The sequence below is a fragment of the Micromonospora aurantiaca ATCC 27029 genome (assembly GCF_000145235.1).
Lineage (GTDB): Bacteria > Actinomycetota > Actinomycetes > Mycobacteriales > Micromonosporaceae > Micromonospora > Micromonospora aurantiaca.
Genome location: NC_014391.1, coordinates 715,515 through 734,949, shown reverse-complemented (window position 1 = coordinate 734,949; position 19,435 = coordinate 715,515). Strand labels below are relative to the sequence as shown.

Genomic DNA, 19,435 nt, shown 5'->3' with positions numbered 1-19,435 from the left:
CGGCGCAGCGCGCCGGGCCTTCGGTGAGAGACGGGATCAGAGCACCAGGCGGGCCTTCTGCCAGGCCTCGTGCTCGTCGTCGGAGCCGACCTTGCCGTACATGCCGACCATCAGGAGCACCAGCGCCAGGGTCAGGACCACGACGTCGGTCATGATCGAGAAGTTGAAGATGTTGGCGTCGGTCTGCAGGAACGCCAGCGCGGCCAGGCCGATCACCATCAGCGTGTAGGCCAGCCACTGGTTGATCGCCACGTCGAGGTTGCGGCCGATCGCGGTGCCGACCAGGATCACGACGCCGACCAGCACCGACAGCAGCGAGAACGCCATGTTGGTGCCCTGGCCGAGGACCTTGGTGTCGTCCTGGGCGAGGAAGTCGTTGCCGGCGCTGGCGATGATGCCGAGGCCGCCGAAGACGACGAAGTACAGACCAACGAGCCCGCCGATCGCCCGGTAGATCGGCCGCGCGGGGTGGTTGACGGGGGTGTGGGCCATCTCTGCGTCTCCAAAAGACCGTTCGGACGAGGGTTCCACCGGTGATTGTCCCGTACGCCGGTCAGTGACGCCGCACACCCCCCACCCCGGCGGCAGGTCAGCCGCCCGGGAGCTCCTCGGCGAGGGACAGCCAGGTCTCCTCGGTGCGGTCCCGCTCGGCCCGTACCTCCTTGAGCTGGGCGTCCAGCTCGGCGACCCGGGCATAGTCGGTGGCGTTCGCGGCGAGCTGCTCGTGCAGGCCCGCCTCCTTCTGTTCGAGCTTGGCGATCTGCCGTTCCAGCCGGTTGAGTTCCTTCTTCGCGACGCGTACCTCGGCCGCTGACATGCCCTCGCGCGCCGACGCCGCCGTGGCCGGGGTGAGGTCGGCGGGTGCCGGGCCGCCGGCCGCGGCGGCGCGCGCGAGGTACTCGTCGACGCCGCCGGGCAGGTGCACCAGCCGGCCGTCGCCGAACATGCCGTACGCGACGTCGGTGACCCGCTCGATCAGGTAGCGGTCGTGGCTGGCCACCACGATCGTGCCGGGCCACGAGTCGAGCAGGTCCTCCAGCGCGGCGAGCGTGTCGGTGTCCAGGTCGTTCGTGGGCTCGTCGAGCAGGAGCACGTTCGGCTCCCCGGCGAGCAGCCGCAGCATCTGCAGGCGGCGGCGCTCGCCGCCGGACAGGTCGCTCACCGGGGTCCAGAGCCGCTTGTCGTCGAAGCCGAAGATCTCGGCGAGCTGGGCGGCGCTGATCTCCCGGTCGCCGAACTGCACACGCCGGGCCACCTCCTCGACGGCTTCCAGCACGCGCAGGTGGCCGGGGAGTTCGGCGAGTTCCTGGGACAGGAACGCGGGCCGGACGGTCTGCCCGGCGGCGAAGCGCCCGCCGTCGGGGCCGGTCACCCCGGCGAGCATCCGCAGCAGGGTGGTCTTGCCGGCGCCGTTGCGGCCGAGGATCGCGACCCGGTCGCCGGGCCCGACCTGCCAGGTGGTGTCGTGCAGGATCTCCTTCGGGCCGGCGTGCAGCCGGACGTGTTCGAGGTCGTACACCTGCTTGCCGAGCCGGGCGGTGGCGAGCCGTTGCAGCGACATGGTGTCGCGGGGTTCCGGCACGTCGGCGATGAGTGCGTTCGCCGCGTCGATGCGGAACTTGGGCTTCGAGGTGCGTGCGGGGGCGCCCCGGCGCAGCCAGGCGATCTCCTTGCGGAGCAGATTCTGGCGGCGGGCCTCGGTGGCGGCGGCGACGCGTTGCCGCTCGACGCGGGCCAGCGTCCATGCGGCGAAGCCGCCCTCGTACGCCCGGACGGTCTGGTCGGCGACCTCCCAGGTGGTGGTGCAGACGGCGTCGAGGAACCAGCGGTCGTGGGTGACCACGACGAGCGCGCCCTTGCGGGTGACGAGGTGCCGGGCCAGCCAGTCGACGCCGCCGACGTCGAGGTGGTTGGTGGGCTCGTCGAGGACGAGCAGGTCGGCGTCGCGGACCAGCAGCGCGGCGAGCGCGACGCGGCGGCGTTCCCCGCCGGACATCGGGCCGACCGGCGTGTCCAGGCCGAGGTGGGGCATGCCGAGGCCGTCGAGGATGGCGCGGACACCCGCGTCGCCGGCCCACTCGTGCTCGGCGCCCATGCTCTCGCCGAGCCAGGCGGTGCCGAGCACCACGTCCCGCACGGTCAGTTCGGGGGCGAGGTCCAGGCGCTGCGGCAGCCAGGCCACCCGCAGGTCGCGGCGGTGGGTGACGCGGCCGTCGTCGGGTTCCTCGGTGCGGGTGAGCAGGCGCAGCAGCGTCGACTTGCCGGCGCCGTTGAGGCCGACCACACCGACCCGGTCGGCGTCGTCGAGGCCGAGCGAGACGTCGGTGAGCAGCGGCCCCGCGGCGCCGTACCCCTTGGACACCCGGTCCAGGTTGACGATGTTGGCCACTGACCCACCCTTCACGACTCAGGCGTCCCGGGGGCCCGGGACGCCTGAGTCAAGGGTACGGGGCGTCAGACCACGCGGGCGCCGGCGACCGGACCGTGCGCGACGCGGGCCTCCCGGCACACCCCGGCGGCGGTGATCTCGGCGGCGATCCGGACGGCGTCGGCCTCGCCGGTGGCGAGGAAGACGCAGGTGGGTCCGGAGCCGGAGACGATGCCGGCGAGCGCCCCCGCGGCCTCGCCGGCCTTGAGCGTCTCGGCCAGCGAGGGGCGCATGGTCAGCGCGGCGTCCTGGAGGTCGTTGCCGAGCGTGGCGGCGAGCACCCGCGGGTCGCGCTGGCGCAGCGCGGCGAGCAGCGCGTCGGTGCTGCCCAGCGGCGTGCCGGCGGCTCCGGCGTCACGCAGCCGGTCCAGTTCCCGGTACGCGGCCGGGGTGGACAGGCCGGCGTCGGCGATCGCCACCACCCAGTGCCAGGAGGTGGGGCGGGCCAGCACCGGGCTGACCGCCTCGCCGCGGCCGGTGCCGAGCGCGGTGCCGCCGTGGATGAGGAACGGGACGTCCGAGCCGAGGTCGGCGGCGATGCCGGCGAGCTCGTCGCGGGACAGCCCGGTGCCCCAGAGCGTGTCGCAGGCGACGAGCGCGGCGGCGGCGTCGGCGCTGCCACCGGCCAGCCCGCCGGCGAGCGGGATCTGCTTGCGCAGGTGCAGCCGGGCGTGCGGGGCGACGCCCGCGTAACCGGCCAGCGCGTGCGCGGCGCGCAGCGCCAGGTTGGTGTCGTCCAGCGCCAGCTCGCCGGCGCCCTCGCCCTCCATGGTGAGGGTGAGCGTGTCGCCGCGACGGGCGGTCAGCTCGTCGTAGATCGAGATCGCGTGGTAGACGGTGTTCAGCTCGTGGTAGCCGTCACGCCGCAGCGGTCCGACCCCGAGATGCAGGTTGACCTTGGCGGGCACCCGCACCTTGACCGGGCCGCTGGCCCCGCGCCGCTGCCCGTCCTCGTCCCCCGGTCGCCATGCCTCGGTCACCGGGTGGACTCCACCGGACGTGGGCGGATGTCGAACGGCTTCGGCACTGTCAGCTCCTCGGCGAGGGGTCGGGCAACGGCGCCAGCCTACTGCTCGCCGCCGGGGGCGTCCGGGGCCGACGCGGCGATGGCGGCGAACTGCTCGACGGTGAGCGATTCGCCCCGCGCGGACGGGTCCACGCCGGCGGCGGTGAGAGCGGCGGCGGCCCGGTCCGCGCCGCCGGCCCAGCCGGCCAGGGCGGCGCGCAGCGTCTTGCGGCGCTGGGCGAACGCGGCGTCGACGACGGCGAAGACGGCCTTCCGGGGTACGTCCGGCCGGGGCGGCTCGCGCCGGGTGAACGCGACCAGGCCGGAGTCGACGTTCGGCACCGGCCAGAACACGTTCGGCGGGACCTTGCCGGCTGCGCGGGAGCGGGCGTACCAGGCGAGTTTGACCGACGGGATGCCGTACACCTTGGAGCCGGGACCGGCGACGAGCCGGTCGGCGACCTCCTTCTGCACCATCACCAGGCCGTGGCGCAGTGTGGGCAGCTCGGCGAGCAGGTGCAGCACGACCGGCACGGCGACGTTGTAGGGCAGGTTCGCCACCAGCGCTGTGGGCGCCGGGCCGGCCAGGTCGTCGGCGGTGACCCGCAGCGCGTCGGCCGGATGGACGGTGAGCCGCTCGGCGGCCGTCCCGGCGAAGCGGGCGGCGGTCTCCGGCAGCGCGGCGGCGAGCGCCGGGTCGAGTTCCACAGCGTGCACGTGCGCGGCGACCGGGAGCAGGGCGAGCGTGAGCGAGCCGAGCCCGGGGCCGACCTCCAGCGCCACGTCGTCGGGGGTCAGCCCGGCGGTGGTGACGATCCGGCGCACGGTGTTGGGGTCGTGCACGAAGTTCTGGCCGAGTTTCTTGGTCGGCGTGACGCCGAGGCGCGCGGCGAGTTCCCGGATCTCCGCCGGGCCGAGGAGTCCGGTCACGCCCCGTAGCGTAAGCGCCCCCGCCCTCGGGGAAGGAAGGGCCCCTTCTTAACGCCTCGCGATATGGAGGGGCCCCTTCTTAACGCCACGGACCGAACGCGCTCACCGCCACGGGCCGAACGCTCGCTCACCGTTCGTGGAGAGGGCGGCGCAGAGGGCGTCCACGTCGGTGCCGGTGGTCTCGGCGAGGAAACGGACCGTGAGCGGGATCAGGTACGACGCGTTGGGCCGTCCCCGGTACGGCATCGGGGTCAGGTAGGGCGCGTCGGTCTCCACGAGCATCTGCTCCGGCGGGGTGACGGCTGCGGCCTCGCGCAGCGCGGCGGCGCTGCCGAACGTGACGGTGCCGGCGAAGCTGAGCAGGAAGCCGCGCCGGACGCACTCGCGGGCGAAGTCGGCGTCGCCGGAGAAGCAGTGCATGACCACGGTTTCCGGGGCGCCCTCGTCGTCGACGATGCGCAGCACGTCGGCGTGCGCGTCCCGGTCGTGGATGACGAGCGCCTTGCCGTGCCGCTTGGCGATGGCGATGTGCGCCCGGAAGCTCTCCTCCTGCGCGGCCCGCCCCTCCTCGCCGGTACGGAAGAAGTCCATCCCGGTCTCGCCGACGCCCCGGACCCGGTCCCGGCCGGCGAGCGTCTCGATCTCGCGCAGCGCCTCGTCCAGGTCGGCCAGCCGGGGCGCCTCGTTCGGGTGCAGCGCGACGGTGGCGAGCACCGGGGCGTACCGGTCGGCGACGTCGGCGCTCCACCGGGACGAGTCGACGTCCACCCCGACCTGGACGAGCCGGTCCACGCCGGCCCGGGCGGCGACGTCGATCGCGGCGGCCACCGGGTCGTCGCCGGTGGTGCTGCCGGGAGGCGTGCCGAACTCGCCGACGGTGATGTCGAGGTGGGTGTGGCTGTCCGGCACGGGTACGGGCAGCGGCTCGGGGGCGGGCGGGAACTCCCCGGCCCGGCGGGCGGCGCGCTGCTTGCGGGTCTCGGTCTGCTCGGTCATCGCGGCCAGCATCACACACCCGCCCGGGGCGGCGTTCCCGGACCGCCACCGGCTGTTCACGTGCCTCACATCTGGCGGGCTTAGCGTCCTGGAGTGACCGTCACCGACCAGGCCGGCGGGCCCGCCTCCGACCGGGCCGGGTTGCGCGTGACGTACGGCGGCCGGGTGCATCCGGCGGAGGAGATCGCCCGGGGCGCGGCGTACGAGTTGTTCAGCGCCGACGAGGCGCCCGGGTTCGAGTGGTGTCCCCGGCCCGGGGGCGGCTATCCGTGGCGCCGGTTCGTGCACGCGACCGAGGTGGACGCGGTGCACGGCGCCGACGGTCCGGCCGACGAGACGGACGCGCCGCTGCTGATGCCGGTGCACCGCGACCGGGGCTGGGAGTACGTACACCGGCTCAGCCAGCAGCCGGGCGCGGCGGGTGATCCGACGCTCGCCGCGGTGCGGGCGTCGGCGGTGATCCGGCCGGGTACCCGGATGGTGAAGGTGCTCTCCGCCCGGCAGCTCGCCGGGTACGTGCGGGGCGTGCTGCCGCACGGCTTCTGCTACCGGGAGCACGACGTTGCGCACCTGCGGACACCGGCCGGGATGGCGGTGCTGCGGGGCGACTCCGAGGGCGGCGACGTGGCGTACGCGGTGCGCTGGCGGGCCGCCGACCCGGCCGACTACGACGTGCCCGTGGGCCCGGCGCACCGGGGGCTCATGGCGTTGCCGCCCCGGGACCGGCTCGGACCGCCGGTGCTGGGTACCGGGTTCGTGCCGAGCAGCGCGCAGCTCGTACCGGAGTTCGTCACCCGGGAGTTCGCCGACCTGCCGATGCCGGCGAACGCCACCCTGCTCGCCTACCCGGCCGACGGGGTGGAGGTGGTCCTCTACACCTACCAGGCGGAGCAGCGGGGCTGGCTGCGCCTGGCCGGCCCGCAGTGGCGGCACCTGCTCGCCGCGGTGCCGGGTCTCTCCGCCGACCAGGAGTACGTGCCGACCGGCGAGGCGCCGCGCTCCACCCGGCTCGTCGGCGCGTACGCGGGTTCGGAGTACGAGGCGGTGGCCGACCAGCCGGGCGGGTTCCGGGTGCTGGCGATGACCCGGGCGGCCCGGTACCCGGTGGACGCGCCGGCCCGGCGGGTGCGCACGGCGGCCTGGCGCGGGGTGCCGTGCCTGGTGCTGCGGGAGGAGGGCGGCTGGCTGCGGTTGCGGCTGCGCCGCCCGGATCCGGACGCGGTGGCCGCGACCGGCGCGCAGTGTCTGGAACGCGGCGTGTACGAGGTCTGGGCGCCCGGCGCCGAGCTGGCCGACGACCGGGTGGTGGACCTGCCCTATCCGGCCCGGCACGAATAGACGAGGGCAGGTCGGGAAGGCGTGGGGTGTCCGAGAAACCCGCGCGAGGGGGAATCCCGACATGCCTTTCGTCACCGTCGGTACGGAGAACTCCGCACCCATCGACCTGTACTACGAGGATCACGGTTCCGGTCAGCCGATCGTGCTGATCCACGGTTTCCCGTTCAACGGGGCGACCTGGGAGAAGGTGAGCGGTCCGCTGCTGGACGCCGGATACCGGGTGATCACGTACGACAGGCGTGGATTCGGCAACTCCGCGCAGCCGGCCATGGGCTACGACTACGACACGTTCTCCGCCGACCTCGACGTGCTGATGACCGAACTGGACCTGCGGAACGCGATCCTGGTCGGGCACTCCATGGGCACCGGTGAGGTGACCCGCTATCTGGGCGCGTACGGGTCGGACCGGGTGGACCGGGCGGTGCTGATCTCGCCGTTGGCGCCGTACCTGCTGAAGACGGCCGACGACCCGCAGGGCGTGGAGAAGAGCGTGTTCGAGGGCTTCCAGCAGGCGATCCTGGCGGACCGGTTCGCCTACCTGACCGCGTTCTGCGACGCGTTCTTCGACTCCGGCGGGAAGCGGGACCGGGCGGTCAGCAACGAGGCGTACCACGCCCACTGGCAGATCGGCACGCAGGCGTCGGCGAAGGGCACCCACGACTCGGTGGACGCCTGGCTGAGCGACTTCCGGCCCGACCTGCCGAACATCGACGTGCCGGTGCTGATCATCCAGGGCGACAAGGACGCGGTGCTGCCGTACCCGGCCACGGGTCAGCGGCTGGTGAGCATGCTGCCCGACGCCCGGCTGGTCACGCTGCCGGACGCTCCGCACGGCCTCCCGTGGACCCACGCGGGCGAGGTCAACAAGGCGGTGATGGAGTTCATCGGCAAGCCGAGCATGGCCCACGCCTGACCGGCGCACACGACCGCGGCCCGGGGAGAGATCCCCGGGCCGCGGTTCGCGCGCGTGTTCAGCCGGCCAGGCGGGCCAGCTCCTCCTCGACGATGGACGGGTCGAGCTTGCGGAACACCGGCTTCGGCGCCGCGAGCGGCCGGCCCACTTCCAGGGGTACGGACTCCCAGCGCGCCCCGACCGTGTAGTCACCGGTCAGCACCGGGTACGACGGCCCGCCGTCGAGGTCGTCGACCTCCTCGATGACGGGCATCGGCGCGTGCACGCCGGTGCCGCCGAGCAGCTCGTGGATCTTCTGGGCGGAGTGCGGCAGGAACGGGGTGAGCAGCGTGTTGGCGTCGCTGACCACCTGGAGCGCGACGTGCAGGACGGTGCCCATGCGGGGCTTCTCGTCCTCGCCCTTGAGCTTCCAGGGCGCCTGCTCGGAGAGGTACTTGTTGGCCTCGGCGACGACCTTCATGGCCTCGCCGATGGCCTGCTTCTGCCGGTGCCGGGCGATCAGGTCGCCGACCACGCCGAAGCCGGCCTTCGCGGTGGCCAGCAGCGCCTGGTCGGCCTCGGTGAGCCCGGCCGGGTCGACCGGCGGGATCGCGCCGAAGTTCTTCGCCGCCATGGACACGGACCGGTTGACCAGGTTGCCCCAGCCGGCGACCAGCTCGTCGTTGTTGCGGCGCAGGAACTCGGCCCAGGTGAAGTCGGTGTCGTTGCTCTCCGGGCCGGCCACCGCGATGAAGTACCGCAGCGCGTCGGCGTCGTAGCGCTCCAGGAAGTCCCGGACGTAGATGACCACCTTGCGGGAGGAGGAGAACTTCCGTCCCTCCATGGTCAGGTACTCGCTGGAGACGACCTCGGTGGGTAGGTTGAGCCGGCCCAGCTCGCCCGGTTCGCCGTCGCGGGCGCCCTCACCGGAGTAGCCGCCGAGCAGCGCCGGCCAGATCACCGAGTGGAAGACGATGTTGTCCTTGCCCATGAAGTAGTAGGAGCGGGCGTCCTTCCCCTCTCCGTCCGCCGACCACCACTTGCGCCAGGCCTCCGGGTCGCCGGTGCGCCGGGCCCACTCGATGGACGCGGACAGGTAGCCGATGACCGCGTCGAACCAGACGTAGATCCGCTTGTCCGGGCGGTCGCGCCAGTCGTCGAGCGGGATCGGCACGCCCCACTCCAGGTCGCGGGTGATGGCCCGGGGCTGGAGGTCGTCGAGCAGGTTGCGGGAGAACCGCAGTACGTTCGGGCGCCAGCCGTCGCGGGTGTCCAGCCACTGCCGCAGCGCGTCGGCCAGGGCGGGCAGGTCGAGGAAGAAGTGCTCGGTCTCGACGAACTCCGGGGTCTCCCCGTTGATCTTCGACTTGGGGTCGATCAGGTCGATCGGGTCGAGCTGGTTGCCGCAGTTGTCGCACTGGTCGCCGCGCGCGCTGTCGTAGCCGCAGATCGGGCAGGTGCCCTCGATGTAGCGGTCGGGCAGCGTCCGGCCGGTGGACGGGGAGATCGCCCCGGTGGTGACCTTCGGGACGATGTAGCCGTTGCGGTGCAGCCCGGTGAACAGCTCCTGCACCACCGCGTAGTGGTTGCGCGTGGTGGTGCGGGTGAACAGGTCGTACGACAGGCCCAGCGCCCGCAGGTCCTCGGCGATCACCCGGTTGTAGCGGTCGGCCAGCTCGCGCGGGGTGACCCCCTCGGCGTCGGCCTGCACCTGGATCGGGGTGCCGTGTTCGTCGGTGCCGGAGACCATGAGCACGTCGTGACCGGCCATCCGCATGTACCGGGAGAAGACGTCGGAGGGAACGCCGAATCCGGATACGTGGCCGATGTGGCGCGGGCCGTTGGCGTAGGGCCAGGCGACCGCGGCGAGAACGTGACTCATGAGCAGCAAGCCTAGTGATTGCCGTGGGCGTGCCGCGAACCAATGGGGTGCGCGCTCCGACCGTACGTCCGATTTGTCGCCGACACGCGGCGTGAGCTGCCCGACAAGCCAGACGTACCGGTGTGAAATGAACATCGTGACCAGCAGACCAGCGGCGCCCGAGCCGTCGGCGGCCGCCACGCGGCGGGCGGCGCGGCCCACGCCGCCCGGCGGGCCTGTCGCTCCCCAGCCACGGCTCGACCCGGCGGACCCGCCGGTGGAGGTGGAGCCGACCACCGGAGCGCCGGTGGACGCGGTGCCGAGCCGGGTGCCGGTACGCCAGCCGCGCTGGCAGCGCGAGGCCGCCCCGTCCGGCGGCTGGGCACCGATCGAGGAGGTGCACTGGGACGGCACGCCGCTGCGCGACGAGCCGCGCCCACGTCCGGGCCGCCCCTCGGCGCGACGGGAACGCGCCCGCCCGGCCGCGCCGCCGAGCCCGCCCGCCGGGCTGGCCGTGCTGCTGACGCTGAGCCTGCTCGCCGCGTTCTTCGCCTGGGTGAGCGCCGGGCCGTTCTGGCTGGCGGTGGGGCACTCGACCGGCGGCACCGTGATGATCACCGAGTGCGCGGGCGGCGGGCTCACCCAGCGCTGCCGGGGCATCTTCTCCGCCGACGGCGACCGGTTCCAGGCCCACGGGGTACGGGTCAGCGGCGTACCGGCCGGGCGCACCGACACCGGCAGCTCGCTGCGGGCGCGGATGACCGGGCCGGACGGGTCCACCGCCTACGCGGACACCGGGGTGGGACGGCACCTGCGCTGGCTGCTGGGGCTGGCCCTGGTGGCCGGCTGCGCCGCCGGGATCGCCAGGTGGACCGGGGCGACCCGGCTCGCGGACGAACGGCAGCGGCACTGGGCGGTCGGCCTGGCGCTGGCCGGGCCGGCGTTGATCACCGTCGGCTTCCTGGCCGCCGCCTGGTGAGGTGAGGCGTTAAGAGGGGGCCCTTCCTCTACCGCAGGCGTTAAGAAGGGGCCCTTCCTTTCAGCTGTGCACGACGGCGTACACCTCGCGCCGCCGCAGCCCGTACGCGGTGGCGACCTCGGTGATCGCGTCCCGGCGGGACAGCCCGGCCGCCTCGCGCTCGGCCACCGCCGCGCGCAGCGTCTCGTCGTCCGGCCGGACCGCGGGCGTGGCCGGTGCGCCCGCAACGACGAGCGTGATCTCGCCCCGCGGATCGCCCTCGGCGGCCCACTCGGCCAGTTCGCCGAGCGGCCGGCGGACGACCTCCTCGTAGGTCTTGGTCAACTCGCGGCAGAGCGCGGCGGGCCGGTCCCTGCCGAACGCCTCGGCCAGGTCGGCGAGCGCACCGGTGATACGGTGCGGCGCCTCGAAGAACACCAGCGTGCGGTCCTCGGCGGCGAGCGCGCGCAGCCGGGAGCGGCGGGCGCCGGGGGTACGCGGCAGGAAGCCCTCAAAGCAGAACCTGTCGCAGGGCAGCCCGGACAGTGCCAGCGCGGTGGTGACCGCGCTCGGCCCGGGCGCGGCGGTGACCGGCACACCGGCGTCCAGCGCGGCCCGGACCAGCCGGTAGCCGGGGTCGGAGACGCTCGGCATGCCGCCGTCGGTGACCAGCGCGACCGTGTAGCCGGCGGCGAGCACCTCGGCCAGCTCGGGGGTACGCCGCTCCTCGTTGCCCTCGAAGTACGAGACGATCCGGCCGGGCACAGTCACGTCCAGGTCGCGGGCCAGCCGGCTGAGCCGCCGGGTGTCCTCGGCGGCGACCACGTCGGCGGCGGCCAGCACCTCGCGGAACCGGGCGGACGCGTCGGCCGGGTTGCCGAGCGGCGCGCCGAGCAACACGAGCCGCCCTACCTCGGACATTTCCCCCACGGCGTGCGCTCCCTCATCGACGGTCGTACCAATTTCGGAGACGAGAGACGCCACCGGGCACCCTCGCAGCCTACGATCGCCGGGTGACGAGTGCGTCGACAGCACAGAGCGCGAACCCGGACCCTTCCACCACCGACCGGGGCGACGGCGCCGGGCGCGGGCTTCCCGCCGCCGTGCGGCGCCGGCTCGCCACCGTCGATGATCGCATCGGTCGAGGTCAGGCGTGGCTGGCGACAGCGGTGGTGGTGGCCGTCGCGGCGATCCTGCGCTTCGTGGGGCTCAGCTTCCCGCCCGGGAAGATCTTCGACGAGACCTACTACGCCAAGGACGCGTACGGGCTGATCGACCGCGGCTTCGAGTGGAACTACAAGGACAACGGCCCCTCGTACGTGGTGCATCCACCGCTGGGCAAGTGGATGATCGGCATCGGCGAGTGGGCCTTCGGCTACCAGGACGCGGACAGCGGCGTCTCGGTGCCGGGCCACCTGATCACCACCTCGCCGGAGTTCGGCTGGCGGTTCGGAGCGGCGGTGGCGGGCACGCTGTCGGTGCTGCTGCTGGTCCGTATCGGGCGGCGGATGTTCCGCTCCACGGTGCTCGGCTGCGCGGCCGGCCTGCTGCTCGCGCTCGACGGCTACCACCTGGTGCTGTCCCGCACGGCGATCCTCGACATCTTCCTGCTGCTGTTCGTACTCGCCGCGTTCGGCGCGCTGGTGCTCGACCGGGACGCCCGGAGGCGGCGCTGGGCGCGGGCGCTGGAGGGCGGGCTCGACCCGACACAGCCGGGCCGGGCCGGCCGTCCGTCGTCGGGCTGGCGGGACTGGCCGTGGTGGCGGCTGGCAGCAGGTGTGCTGCTCGGCTGCGCCTGCTCGGTGAAGTGGAGCGCGCTCTACTTCGTACCGGCGTTCGCGTTGCTGGTGCTGCTCTGGGAGGTGGGCGTCCGCCGCTCGTCCGGGGTACGCCGGCCGTGGCGCGACGCCGTGCTCGACGAACTGCCGTGGCTGCTCGCCGCGGGTGTGCTGATGCTCGTGACCTACGTGGCGACCTGGTCGGGCTGGCTGCTCGGCCAGGACGGCTACTACCGCCTGGCGGAGCGCTACCCGAACAACCCGGAGCTGAGCGACACCCCGATCATCGGCGCGCTGATCAACCTGTGGGAGTACCACAAGGCGGCGTACGGCTTCCACACCCAGCTCGACGACCCGCACAAGTACCAGTCCTGGCCCTGGCAGTGGCTGCTGCTCGGCCGCCCGGTGGCGTTCCACTGGTCCGGCGACGGCAGTTGCGGCGCACCGAGCTGCGCCTCGGAGGTGCTGCTGCTGGGTACGCCGCTGCTGTGGTGGTCGTTCCTGCCGGCGCTGGCCGCGACCGCCTGGCTCGGGCTGGCCCGGCGTGACTGGCGGGCGGGCGCGATCCTGCTCAGCGCCGCCGCCGGCCTGCTGCCCTGGTTCTGGTTCGCCCTCGACGGCCGGACGATGTTCTCCTTCTACGCCGCGCCGGCGGTGCCGTTCCTGGTGCTCGCGGTGGTCTACGTGCTCGGCGCGATCGCCACTCCCGCGCCGGTGTCGAACACGGCCGCGCCACCGGACCCGCAACAGGTCCACGACCGCCGGCTGGTGGGCGGGATCATCGCGGGCGCGTACGTGTTGCTCGTGGCGCTCTGTTTCGCGTACTTCTACCCGATCTTCGTGGGCCGGGTGCTGCCGTACGCGGACTGGTCGGCGCGGATGTGGCTGGACGGCCGCTGGATCTGACGCGGGACGCCGGGCACTGCGCGGCGCCGGGGCACCAAAAAAGCGCGCCCCGATCGCCTGCCACGGGGGAAGCGGGCGATTGGGGCGCGCAAGAAAGAGCTTAACCACACTCCGGCAACGGCACAACGGGTGCGGGCCGGTCAGATTTCCGACGAGTGCACCACCGGCCGAAAGGTTTACATGGTGCAGCTAACGGTGGGTGGCCGAGCGCGACCGTGACGGCCCCGGCGGACGCCGGAAGCGGGCCTCCGGCGGGCACCTCCGACCCGGATGATCTTCCAAAGTGGATCTCACTACACTTCGCCCGGTGATCAACAAGAGACGATCGACGGCCGTCCTCATCGGACTGCTGGCGGCGGCCGCGCTGATCGGGCCGAGCCCCGCCGGGGCCGACGACGAGACCACCGAGCCCGTCGCCGAACCACCCAAGGTCGAGCTGGTCCTCGACGTCAGCGGATCGATGCGGGCCCGCGACATCGACGGGCGCAGCCGGATCTCCGTCGCCCAGCAGGCGTTCAACGAGGTGGTCGACGCCCTGCCGGACGAGACACAGCTCGGCATCCGGGTGCTCGGCGCCACCTACCGGGGCAAGGACAAGAAGCAGGGCTGCCTGGACACCCAGCAGATCGTGCCCGTCGGCCCGGTGGACCGTACCCAGGCCAAGGCCGCCGTGGCCGGGCTGCGGCCGACCGGTTTCACACCGGTCGGGCTGGCCCTGCGCTCCGCCGCGCAGGACCTGGGAACCGGCAGCACCGCCCGCCGGATCGTGCTGATCACCGACGGTGAGGACACCTGCGCGCCGCCCGACCCGTGCGAGGTGGCCCGCGAGCTGGCCGCCCAGGGCACCCGCCTGGTGGTCGACACGCTCGGCCTGGCGCCGGACGAGAAGGTACGCAAGCAGCTGCTCTGCATCGCCGGCGCGACCGGGGGCACCTACACCGCCGCGCAGAGCGCCGACGAGCTGACCGGCCGGATCAAGCAGCTCGTCGACCGCGCCCGGGACACGTACACCGCCGCTCCGGCTGTGGTCGGCGGCGGCACGGCGTGCGAGGGCGCGCCGCTGCTCGCCCCCGGCGTCTACAGCGACCGGGAGGCGTTCTCCGAGCACCGCTGGTACCGGGTGCCGGTGCGTCCCGGGCAGGAACTGCGCGCTTCGGTGAGCGTCGCGCTGGACCGGCCGGTCAACCCGGACTACGGCGTGCTGCTGCGCGCCACCGCGCCGGACGGGCGGGAACTGGTCCGGGGCGTCGACGCCGGCAGCGGGCGTACCGACGTGGTCTCCGCCGGGCTGCGCTGGTCGGCCGCCGAGGAGGAGGACGGGCCGAGCCCGGAGCCGAGCGCCGGCGCGGAGCAGCCCGTACGGACCGTCTGCCTGGTGGTCAGCAACTCGTTCGCGGCCAAGCCCGGCACCCAGGCCCGGCCCGGCATGCCGGTGGAGCTGACAGTCGACGTGGTGGCCGCCTCCCCCGCGCCGGACGGGCCGGATCTGGGCCGCGGCTGGGTGCTGCTGCTCCTGCTCGCGCTCGCCGGACTGCTCACCGGGCTGGTCGCCGGACTGCTCACCCGCTGGTGGGTGCACACGTGGAGGGTGAACTGAGCATGCGTACGCTGATCCGCTCCGCGGCGGCGATCACCGCCGCCGGACTCGCCCTCACCCCGGCGGCGGCCCTGGCCGCGCCCAGCCCGTCACCGGGTGCGACCACGGTGACCAAGGCGGGCACCTCGTTCCTCACCGCCACCACAGTCACCGCCGGCCAGCCGGTGCAGGTGGGCGCGTCGACCGGCGACCACCTGTACTGGTCGTTCCGCGCCGACGCCGGGCAGGTGCACGAGGTCACCGCCACCGTCACGTTCCCGAAGCCACGCAGCGGCGCGTCCACCTGGACCGTCGACGTCTTCGACGGGCTGCGCCGCCGGCAGGCGTGCACCGCTGGCGCGCAGACCCCGACCGCCGGCGCGTCGGCGACGAGCGTCGCGCTGGGCTGCACGCTGCGCCGGGTACGGCCGTGGGCCGAGCCCTGGTCGGGCGACCCGCTGCCCGGCACCTACTACATCCGGCTCTCCGTCACCGATCTGCCGGAACCCGACCTCGGCCTGCCGATCGACGTGGAGATGCTCGTCGGCGCGACCGACGAGGGCGGCGCGTCCGGCGACGACGGCGAACTGGCCGCGCCGCTGGTGCCGAACACCAGGGCCGGCACCGTGCTCAGCGCCGAGCCGACGCCCGAGCCGGTGGCCGACGAGGAGACCGACCTGACCGGGTGGCTCCCCGAGGCCGGATCGCGCTGGGTCTGGACCACAGTGGGCGGCGTGCTCGCCGCCGTGGCCGGCGTGGTCGGCTTCGGGCTCACCCGGCGGCCGCGCCGCCCCTGAGGACCGCAGCCGGTGGCCGCCGCGAACCCGACGCGGCGGCCACCGGACGCGCTCACGCCTCGGCGATACGCGGGCCGCGCGGCACCCAGCCGATGAACCGGTCCTGGAGCGCGGTGACCGGCACGGAGCGCAGATCCTGCGTCGCCGCGGCGAGGCAGGACCCGAGATAGACGCTCAACGACGCCCGGTCCACCTGGTACTCGCGCAGCAGGTGGTGACGTTTCGTGGCGCAGGGCCAGTCGTCACCGCACGAGCCGCAGGTCCAGTCGGGGGTCACCGGCACGTGCTCGCCGCCGGTACTTCCCGAAACCTCCGCGCCAGGCGTCATCGGCCGCTCCTTCCGAGTCAGGAATGGTGGTGATGGACCGGTTGCCTCCCCGCAACATTCCTTCAGCGCAGCGGCACGCCCAAGCGTTACGGTACGTTCACCGCGTGTCCCCGTCATCCACCTCTCGTGCGTGATCTGCTCCCGGCCGAGGTCGCCGTGGCGGTGGCCGACGCGGCCGACTGGGCCGGTGAGCTGCTCCCGGCCGAGCTGGCCGCCCTGGGTGAGCGCGCGGTACCCGGCCGGCGCCGAGACTTCACCGCCGGGCGGGTCTGCGCCCGCCGGGCACTCGGCGCGCTCGGCCTGCCCGCCACGCCGGTACCGGCCGGCGCCGACCGGGCCCCGATCTGGCCGCCCGGCGTGGTCGGCGCCATCACCCACACCCGCGACTACTGCGCCGCGGCCGCCGCCCGCGCCGCCGACGTACGCGCCGTCGGTATCGACGCCGAGCGCTACCGGCCGCTATCCCCGGGGGTACGCCGGAAGGTGTGCCGCCCCGACGAGGAGGCGGACCTGGCCCGGCTGCCGCCCGGCACGCCCTGGCCGACCGTGTTGTTCAGCGCGAAGGAGACCGTCTACAAGGTCTGGCACCCGCTCGTCGGCACGTGGCTGGGCTTCGCCGACGCGCGCGTCGTGCTCGACCCGGAGGCGGGCACCTTCCACGCCGCCATCGCCCCGGCCCGGCTCGCCGCCGCACCGGTGCCCGATCCACCGTCAGCGGTGACCGGACGGTTCGCCGTGGACGACGACCTGGTCCGCACCGCGGCCGTCCTGCTTCGTCGATGAGGCACTGCCGGGCGGGTTGTGCCCGGCTTGTACCGTCGTTCCGACTGAAAATTCCGAAGGCGCCCAAGGAGTACGGTGAGCCACCCTCAGCCTCCGTCCGGGTCACCGGACCCGAACCAGCAGCCGCAGGAACCGCCGACGCAGGCGTTCCCCACCGCCCCGATGCCGCCGGTGCCGGGCAACCCGTACGCGCCACCGCCCGCTCCGACGTCGGGCTCGCCCTACCCGCCGCCCTCGGACGCGCCGCAGCCGCCCGTCTCGGGCGCGCCGTTCCCGCCGCCGGGCAGCGAGTACCAGCCGCCGGGTGCCGCGTACCAGCCGCCGGGGTCCGAGTACCAGCCGCCGGGCGGTGCGTACCCGCCCCCGGGGTCCGAGTACCAGCCGCCGGGTGCGGCGTACCCGCCCCCGGGCGGCGAGTACCAGCAGCCGGGTGGCTATCCGCCCCCGGGTGGTTACCCGCCGCCGGGTGGTGGCGCGTACCCGCCGCCGCCCGGAGCGCCCTTCGGACCGCCGGCGAAGAAGTCGAACAAGAACGTCTGGATCACTGTCGGCATCATCGCGGTGATCCTGCTGCTGCTGTGCTGCGGTGGCGGCATCTTCGCCATCTACAGCGGCGCGAAGAAGACCCAGGAGGCGATCGACTCGCTGCCCACCCCGGGCGTCACCTACGGCCAGCCCACAGGTGACACCCCGACGGGCGCTCCCACCGGCACGCCGCAGCCGGGCAACACCGACGACAAGACGTTCAACATGCCGGCCGGCGACAAGCTGGTCGTCAACGACGACCGGGGCACCATCGAGATCACGGTCGGCAACTTCCGGACCAGGAACGCCGCCTGCAGCGAGGTCATGCCCGGCCCGAAGAACGGCATGTTCCTGATCGCCGACGTGACCGCCGAGATCACCAAGGGCACCGGCTCGATCAACCCGTTCTACTTCACCTGGGTCGCTGCGGACGGCACCGAGGAGAGCGGCATCGGCGGCGCCTTCTCGGGTTGCGGCAAGCTGATGACCTCGGGCAACAACCTGCCCGAGGGTTCCAAGCGCAGCGGCCAGCTCATCTTCGACGTGAAGGACCAGAACGGCGTCGTGGAATACAAGCACCGCTTCCGTTCCGCCGGGTCCTGGAAGCCCTGACCCGAACGAAACCCCGCACGGGGGCCGGTCCACTACGGACCGGCCCCCGTGTCCGTTCGGACGGCGCCAGAAGCCGAACGGACATTTCCATGTGCACGAGCCGGCCCTCGGTCGCCAGGCTCGGAGCATGGCTAACGAGACGACGATCCCGCTGCTGCCGTGCCGCTCCCTGGACGATGTGGCGCCCTTCTACCAGGCCCTCGGCTTCGAGATCACGTACCGGCAGGAGCGCCCGAACCCGTACCTGACGCTGCGGCGGGAGGATCTCCATCTGCACTTCTTCGGGATGCCGCAGTTCGATCCCGCCGACTCGTACGGCTCCTGCCTGGTGGTGGTGGACGACCTGGTCGACATCCACCGGGCCTTCACCGACGGCCTGCGTGCCACGTACGGCAAGGTGCTCGTCTCCGGCGTGCCCCGGATGACCCGGCCCCGGCCCCGCCGCAACCAGGAGGGCCACTTCGGGTTCAGCATCGTCGACCCCGGCGGCAACTGGATCCGGTTCGTCGGCCGGAGCGATACCGCGGAGATCGACGACAGGGGCGGGCTGGCCCGTACGCTGCAGAACGCGGTGGTGCAGGCGGACTCTCGCGGCAATCCCCAGCAGGCCGCGCGGATCCTCGACGGCGCGCTTGCCCGCCCGGATGCCGCCGACGACCCGGCCGTCCAGGTGGAGGCGCTGGTCTACCGGGCGGAGCTGGCGCTGCAACTCGACGAGCCGGAGTCCGCGCGGGAGCTGGTGCGGCAGGCCCGCTCGATCCCGCTGGACGACGGATCGCGCGACGCGCTGGCCGACACGCTGCGGCACGCCGAGGACCTGATCACCGCACTGCCGCCCGCATGACCGCACGGCGGGCGGGCGCCCGGCCGGTGGCGGCGGTTTGCCCGCCGGGTCAGCGGGGACGCGCCTCGGCAGGCGGCGAGGGCCGCCACGCGACGATCCGGGGAGGCGGCAATGAGCGTCGAGCGCGCGAAGAACGACCTGGAGGACCTGGCCGGTCCGGCCCGGGCGCGGCTCGGTGACCTGAACCAGGACGAACACGCCGAAGCGGACCGGGTACGCGAGCAGGATGAGATCCGGGGCAAGCGCCCCGGCGAGCACATCCAGGCGGACGCCCGCGACGCCGACGACGACTTCTCCGCCTGACCCCGTCCTGCCGGAGATCCGAGGTCGGGCCGCGCCGCACGCGCGGCGGGCGTGCGCTGTCGGGGGTGGCTCCTATCCTGGGACGATGGTTCTCACCGACGTCACCGGGTCCTGGGCAGGCACCAACGGCTTCCGGCTGATGCCCGCCGATCCGCTCGCCGAGTCGCCGGCCGCGCTCACAGTCGCCACCGCGGCCGGCGGGCACCTGACCACCGTGTCGTACTCGTGGGAACATCCCGACGACGGCCCGCAGGACGGCCTGCTGATGATCGGCGCCGGCGACCGGCCGGGCTCGCTCGTCGCCTGGTGGGGCGACTCGTGGCACCAGCAGCCGACCCCGATGACGCTCACCGGCGCGGCGAGCGGGGCGGCGGTCGAGCTGACCGCCGAGTACGGCGGCGGCTGGGGGTGGCGGATCGTCCTCGACACCGCCGACCCGGTCACGCTGCGGCTGCGGATGGAGAACGTCGTCCCCGCGGACCAGGCCGGGCCCGGCACACCGGCCGGGCCCTACCCGGCGATGGTCACCGACGTGCGCCGGGCCTGACCGTCGCGGGCATCCGCGACGCGGCGC

Annotated in this window: 19 protein-coding genes; 11 read left to right on the top strand and 8 right to left on the bottom strand. The window is 73.6% G+C overall.

The window, feature by feature from the left end; translation table 11 throughout:
* Window positions 1–36 precede the first annotated feature (36 nt).
* From MICAU_RS03720 to MICAU_RS03700, 5 genes are all read right to left on the bottom strand, one after another.
* The gene (locus tag MICAU_RS03720) at window positions 37–492 is read right to left on the bottom strand and encodes a DUF4383 domain-containing protein (protein ID WP_013283950.1); all 456 of its coding nucleotides are present in this window, start codon (window positions 490–492) and stop codon (window positions 37–39) included.
* 97 nt (window positions 493–589) lie between these two features.
* Window positions 590–2,389, bottom strand: coding sequence for an ABC-F family ATP-binding cassette domain-containing protein (locus MICAU_RS03715; protein WP_013283949.1), 1,800 nt, complete (start codon window positions 2,387–2,389; stop codon window positions 590–592).
* A 65-nt stretch (window positions 2,390–2,454) separates the two neighbouring features.
* The gene (locus MICAU_RS03710; protein ID WP_013283948.1) at window positions 2,455–3,408 is read right to left on the bottom strand and encodes a 4-(cytidine 5'-diphospho)-2-C-methyl-D-erythritol kinase; all 954 of its coding nucleotides are present in this window, start codon (window positions 3,406–3,408) and stop codon (window positions 2,455–2,457) included.
* A gap of 86 nt (window positions 3,409–3,494) precedes the next feature.
* The gene (rsmA, locus tag MICAU_RS03705) at window positions 3,495–4,364 is read right to left on the bottom strand and encodes a 16S rRNA (adenine(1518)-N(6)/adenine(1519)-N(6))-dimethyltransferase RsmA (RefSeq protein ID WP_013283947.1); all 870 of its coding nucleotides are present in this window, start codon (window positions 4,362–4,364) and stop codon (window positions 3,495–3,497) included.
* 102 nt (window positions 4,365–4,466) lie between these two features.
* Window positions 4,467–5,372 carry a TatD family hydrolase gene (locus MICAU_RS03700; protein WP_013283946.1) on the bottom strand — a complete coding sequence of 302 codons (906 nt, stop codon included), beginning with the start codon at window positions 5,370–5,372 and terminating at the stop codon, window positions 4,467–4,469.
* 81 nt (window positions 5,373–5,453) lie between these two features.
* Between MICAU_RS03700 and MICAU_RS03695 the strand changes: the two genes are divergently transcribed.
* Window positions 5,454–6,698 carry a hypothetical protein gene (locus MICAU_RS03695; RefSeq protein ID WP_013283945.1) on the top strand — a complete coding sequence of 415 codons (1,245 nt, stop codon included), beginning with the start codon at window positions 5,454–5,456 and terminating at the stop codon, window positions 6,696–6,698.
* A 61-nt stretch (window positions 6,699–6,759) separates the two neighbouring features.
* Window positions 6,760–7,611, top strand: a complete 852-nt coding sequence (locus MICAU_RS03690) for an alpha/beta fold hydrolase (RefSeq protein WP_013283944.1) — start codon at window positions 6,760–6,762, stop codon at window positions 7,609–7,611.
* A 58-nt stretch (window positions 7,612–7,669) separates the two neighbouring features.
* Here the strand turns inward: MICAU_RS03690 and metG are convergent, their stop codons facing one another.
* Window positions 7,670–9,472 carry a methionine--tRNA ligase gene (gene metG / locus MICAU_RS03685; protein ID WP_013283943.1) on the bottom strand — a complete coding sequence of 601 codons (1,803 nt, stop codon included), beginning with the start codon at window positions 9,470–9,472 and terminating at the stop codon, window positions 7,670–7,672.
* 127 nt (window positions 9,473–9,599) lie between these two features.
* On the opposite strand from metG, the gene MICAU_RS03680 reads away from it, so the two are divergent.
* The gene (locus MICAU_RS03680; protein WP_232236769.1) at window positions 9,600–10,430 is read left to right on the top strand and encodes a hypothetical protein; all 831 of its coding nucleotides are present in this window, start codon (window positions 9,600–9,602) and stop codon (window positions 10,428–10,430) included.
* Window positions 10,431–10,490: 60 nt separating this feature from the next.
* Here the strand turns inward: MICAU_RS03680 and rsmI are convergent, their stop codons facing one another.
* The gene (gene rsmI / locus MICAU_RS03675; protein WP_041798789.1) at window positions 10,491–11,330 is read right to left on the bottom strand and encodes a 16S rRNA (cytidine(1402)-2'-O)-methyltransferase; all 840 of its coding nucleotides are present in this window, start codon (window positions 11,328–11,330) and stop codon (window positions 10,491–10,493) included.
* 92 nt (window positions 11,331–11,422) lie between these two features.
* Between rsmI and MICAU_RS03670 the strand changes: the two genes are divergently transcribed.
* The 3 genes from MICAU_RS03670 to MICAU_RS03660 all read left to right on the top strand — a co-directional run bounded on the left by MICAU_RS03670 (window position 11,423) and on the right by MICAU_RS03660 (window position 15,466).
* Window positions 11,423–13,093 carry a dolichyl-phosphate-mannose--protein mannosyltransferase gene (locus MICAU_RS03670; protein WP_013283940.1) on the top strand — a complete coding sequence of 557 codons (1,671 nt, stop codon included), beginning with the start codon at window positions 11,423–11,425 and terminating at the stop codon, window positions 13,091–13,093.
* A 307-nt stretch (window positions 13,094–13,400) separates the two neighbouring features.
* Window positions 13,401–14,690 carry a VWA domain-containing protein gene (locus tag MICAU_RS03665; protein ID WP_013283939.1) on the top strand — a complete coding sequence of 430 codons (1,290 nt, stop codon included), beginning with the start codon at window positions 13,401–13,403 and terminating at the stop codon, window positions 14,688–14,690.
* Window positions 14,691–14,692: 2 nt separating this feature from the next.
* A complete protein-coding gene (locus MICAU_RS03660) occupies window positions 14,693–15,466 on the top strand; it encodes a hypothetical protein (protein ID WP_013283938.1) in 774 nt (257 codons plus the stop codon).
* Window positions 15,467–15,518: 52 nt separating this feature from the next.
* Here MICAU_RS03660 and MICAU_RS03655 read toward each other — a convergent pair whose 3' ends face one another.
* Window positions 15,519–15,794, bottom strand: coding sequence for a hypothetical protein (locus MICAU_RS03655; protein ID WP_013283937.1), 276 nt, complete (start codon window positions 15,792–15,794; stop codon window positions 15,519–15,521).
* Window positions 15,795–15,920: 126 nt separating this feature from the next.
* On the opposite strand from MICAU_RS03655, the gene MICAU_RS03650 reads away from it, so the two are divergent.
* The 5 genes from MICAU_RS03650 (at window position 15,921) to MICAU_RS03630 (ending at window position 19,408) form a co-directional block, all read left to right on the top strand.
* Complete coding sequence (locus MICAU_RS03650; protein ID WP_041798787.1) at window positions 15,921–16,577, top strand: 4'-phosphopantetheinyl transferase family protein; 657 nt, start codon at window positions 15,921–15,923, stop codon at window positions 16,575–16,577.
* Between the two features lie 75 nt (window positions 16,578–16,652).
* Window positions 16,653–17,714, top strand: coding sequence for a hypothetical protein (locus MICAU_RS03645; protein WP_013283935.1), 1,062 nt, complete (start codon window positions 16,653–16,655; stop codon window positions 17,712–17,714).
* Window positions 17,715–17,841: 127 nt separating this feature from the next.
* On the top strand, window positions 17,842–18,558 hold the full coding sequence (locus tag MICAU_RS03640; protein ID WP_013283934.1) for a DUF8817 family protein: 717 nt from the start codon (window positions 17,842–17,844) through the stop codon (window positions 18,556–18,558).
* Window positions 18,559–18,669: 111 nt separating this feature from the next.
* Window positions 18,670–18,861, top strand: coding sequence for a hypothetical protein (locus MICAU_RS03635; protein ID WP_013283933.1), 192 nt, complete (start codon window positions 18,670–18,672; stop codon window positions 18,859–18,861).
* Window positions 18,862–18,946: 85 nt separating this feature from the next.
* The gene (locus MICAU_RS03630; RefSeq protein WP_013283932.1) at window positions 18,947–19,408 is read left to right on the top strand and encodes a hypothetical protein; all 462 of its coding nucleotides are present in this window, start codon (window positions 18,947–18,949) and stop codon (window positions 19,406–19,408) included.
* Window positions 19,409–19,435: the final 27 nt, after the last annotated feature.

Coding starts and splice junctions, on each gene's coding strand:
- MICAU_RS03690 (WP_013283944.1), top strand. CDS start 6,760: ATGCCTTTCGTCACCGTCGGTACGGAGAACTCCGCACCCATCGACCTG.
- MICAU_RS03680 (WP_232236769.1), top strand. CDS start 9,600: ATGAACATCGTGACCAGCAGACCAGCGGCGCCCGAGCCGTCGGCGGCC.
- MICAU_RS03640 (WP_013283934.1), top strand. CDS start 17,842: ATGGCTAACGAGACGACGATCCCGCTGCTGCCGTGCCGCTCCCTGGAC.
- metG (WP_013283943.1), bottom strand. CDS start 9,472: ATGAGTCACGTTCTCGCCGCGGTCGCCTGGCCCTACGCCAACGGCCCG.
- MICAU_RS03655 (WP_013283937.1), bottom strand. CDS start 15,794: ATGACGCCTGGCGCGGAGGTTTCGGGAAGTACCGGCGGCGAGCACGTG.
- MICAU_RS03720 (WP_013283950.1), bottom strand. CDS start 492: ATGGCCCACACCCCCGTCAACCACCCCGCGCGGCCGATCTACCGGGCG.
- MICAU_RS03660 (WP_013283938.1), top strand. CDS start 14,693: ATGCGTACGCTGATCCGCTCCGCGGCGGCGATCACCGCCGCCGGACTC.
- rsmI (WP_041798789.1), bottom strand. CDS start 11,330: ATGTCCGAGGTAGGGCGGCTCGTGTTGCTCGGCGCGCCGCTCGGCAAC.
- MICAU_RS03630 (WP_013283932.1), top strand. CDS start 18,947: ATGGTTCTCACCGACGTCACCGGGTCCTGGGCAGGCACCAACGGCTTC.
- MICAU_RS03635 (WP_013283933.1), top strand. CDS start 18,670: ATGAGCGTCGAGCGCGCGAAGAACGACCTGGAGGACCTGGCCGGTCCG.
- MICAU_RS03700 (WP_013283946.1), bottom strand. CDS start 5,372: ATGCTGGCCGCGATGACCGAGCAGACCGAGACCCGCAAGCAGCGCGCC.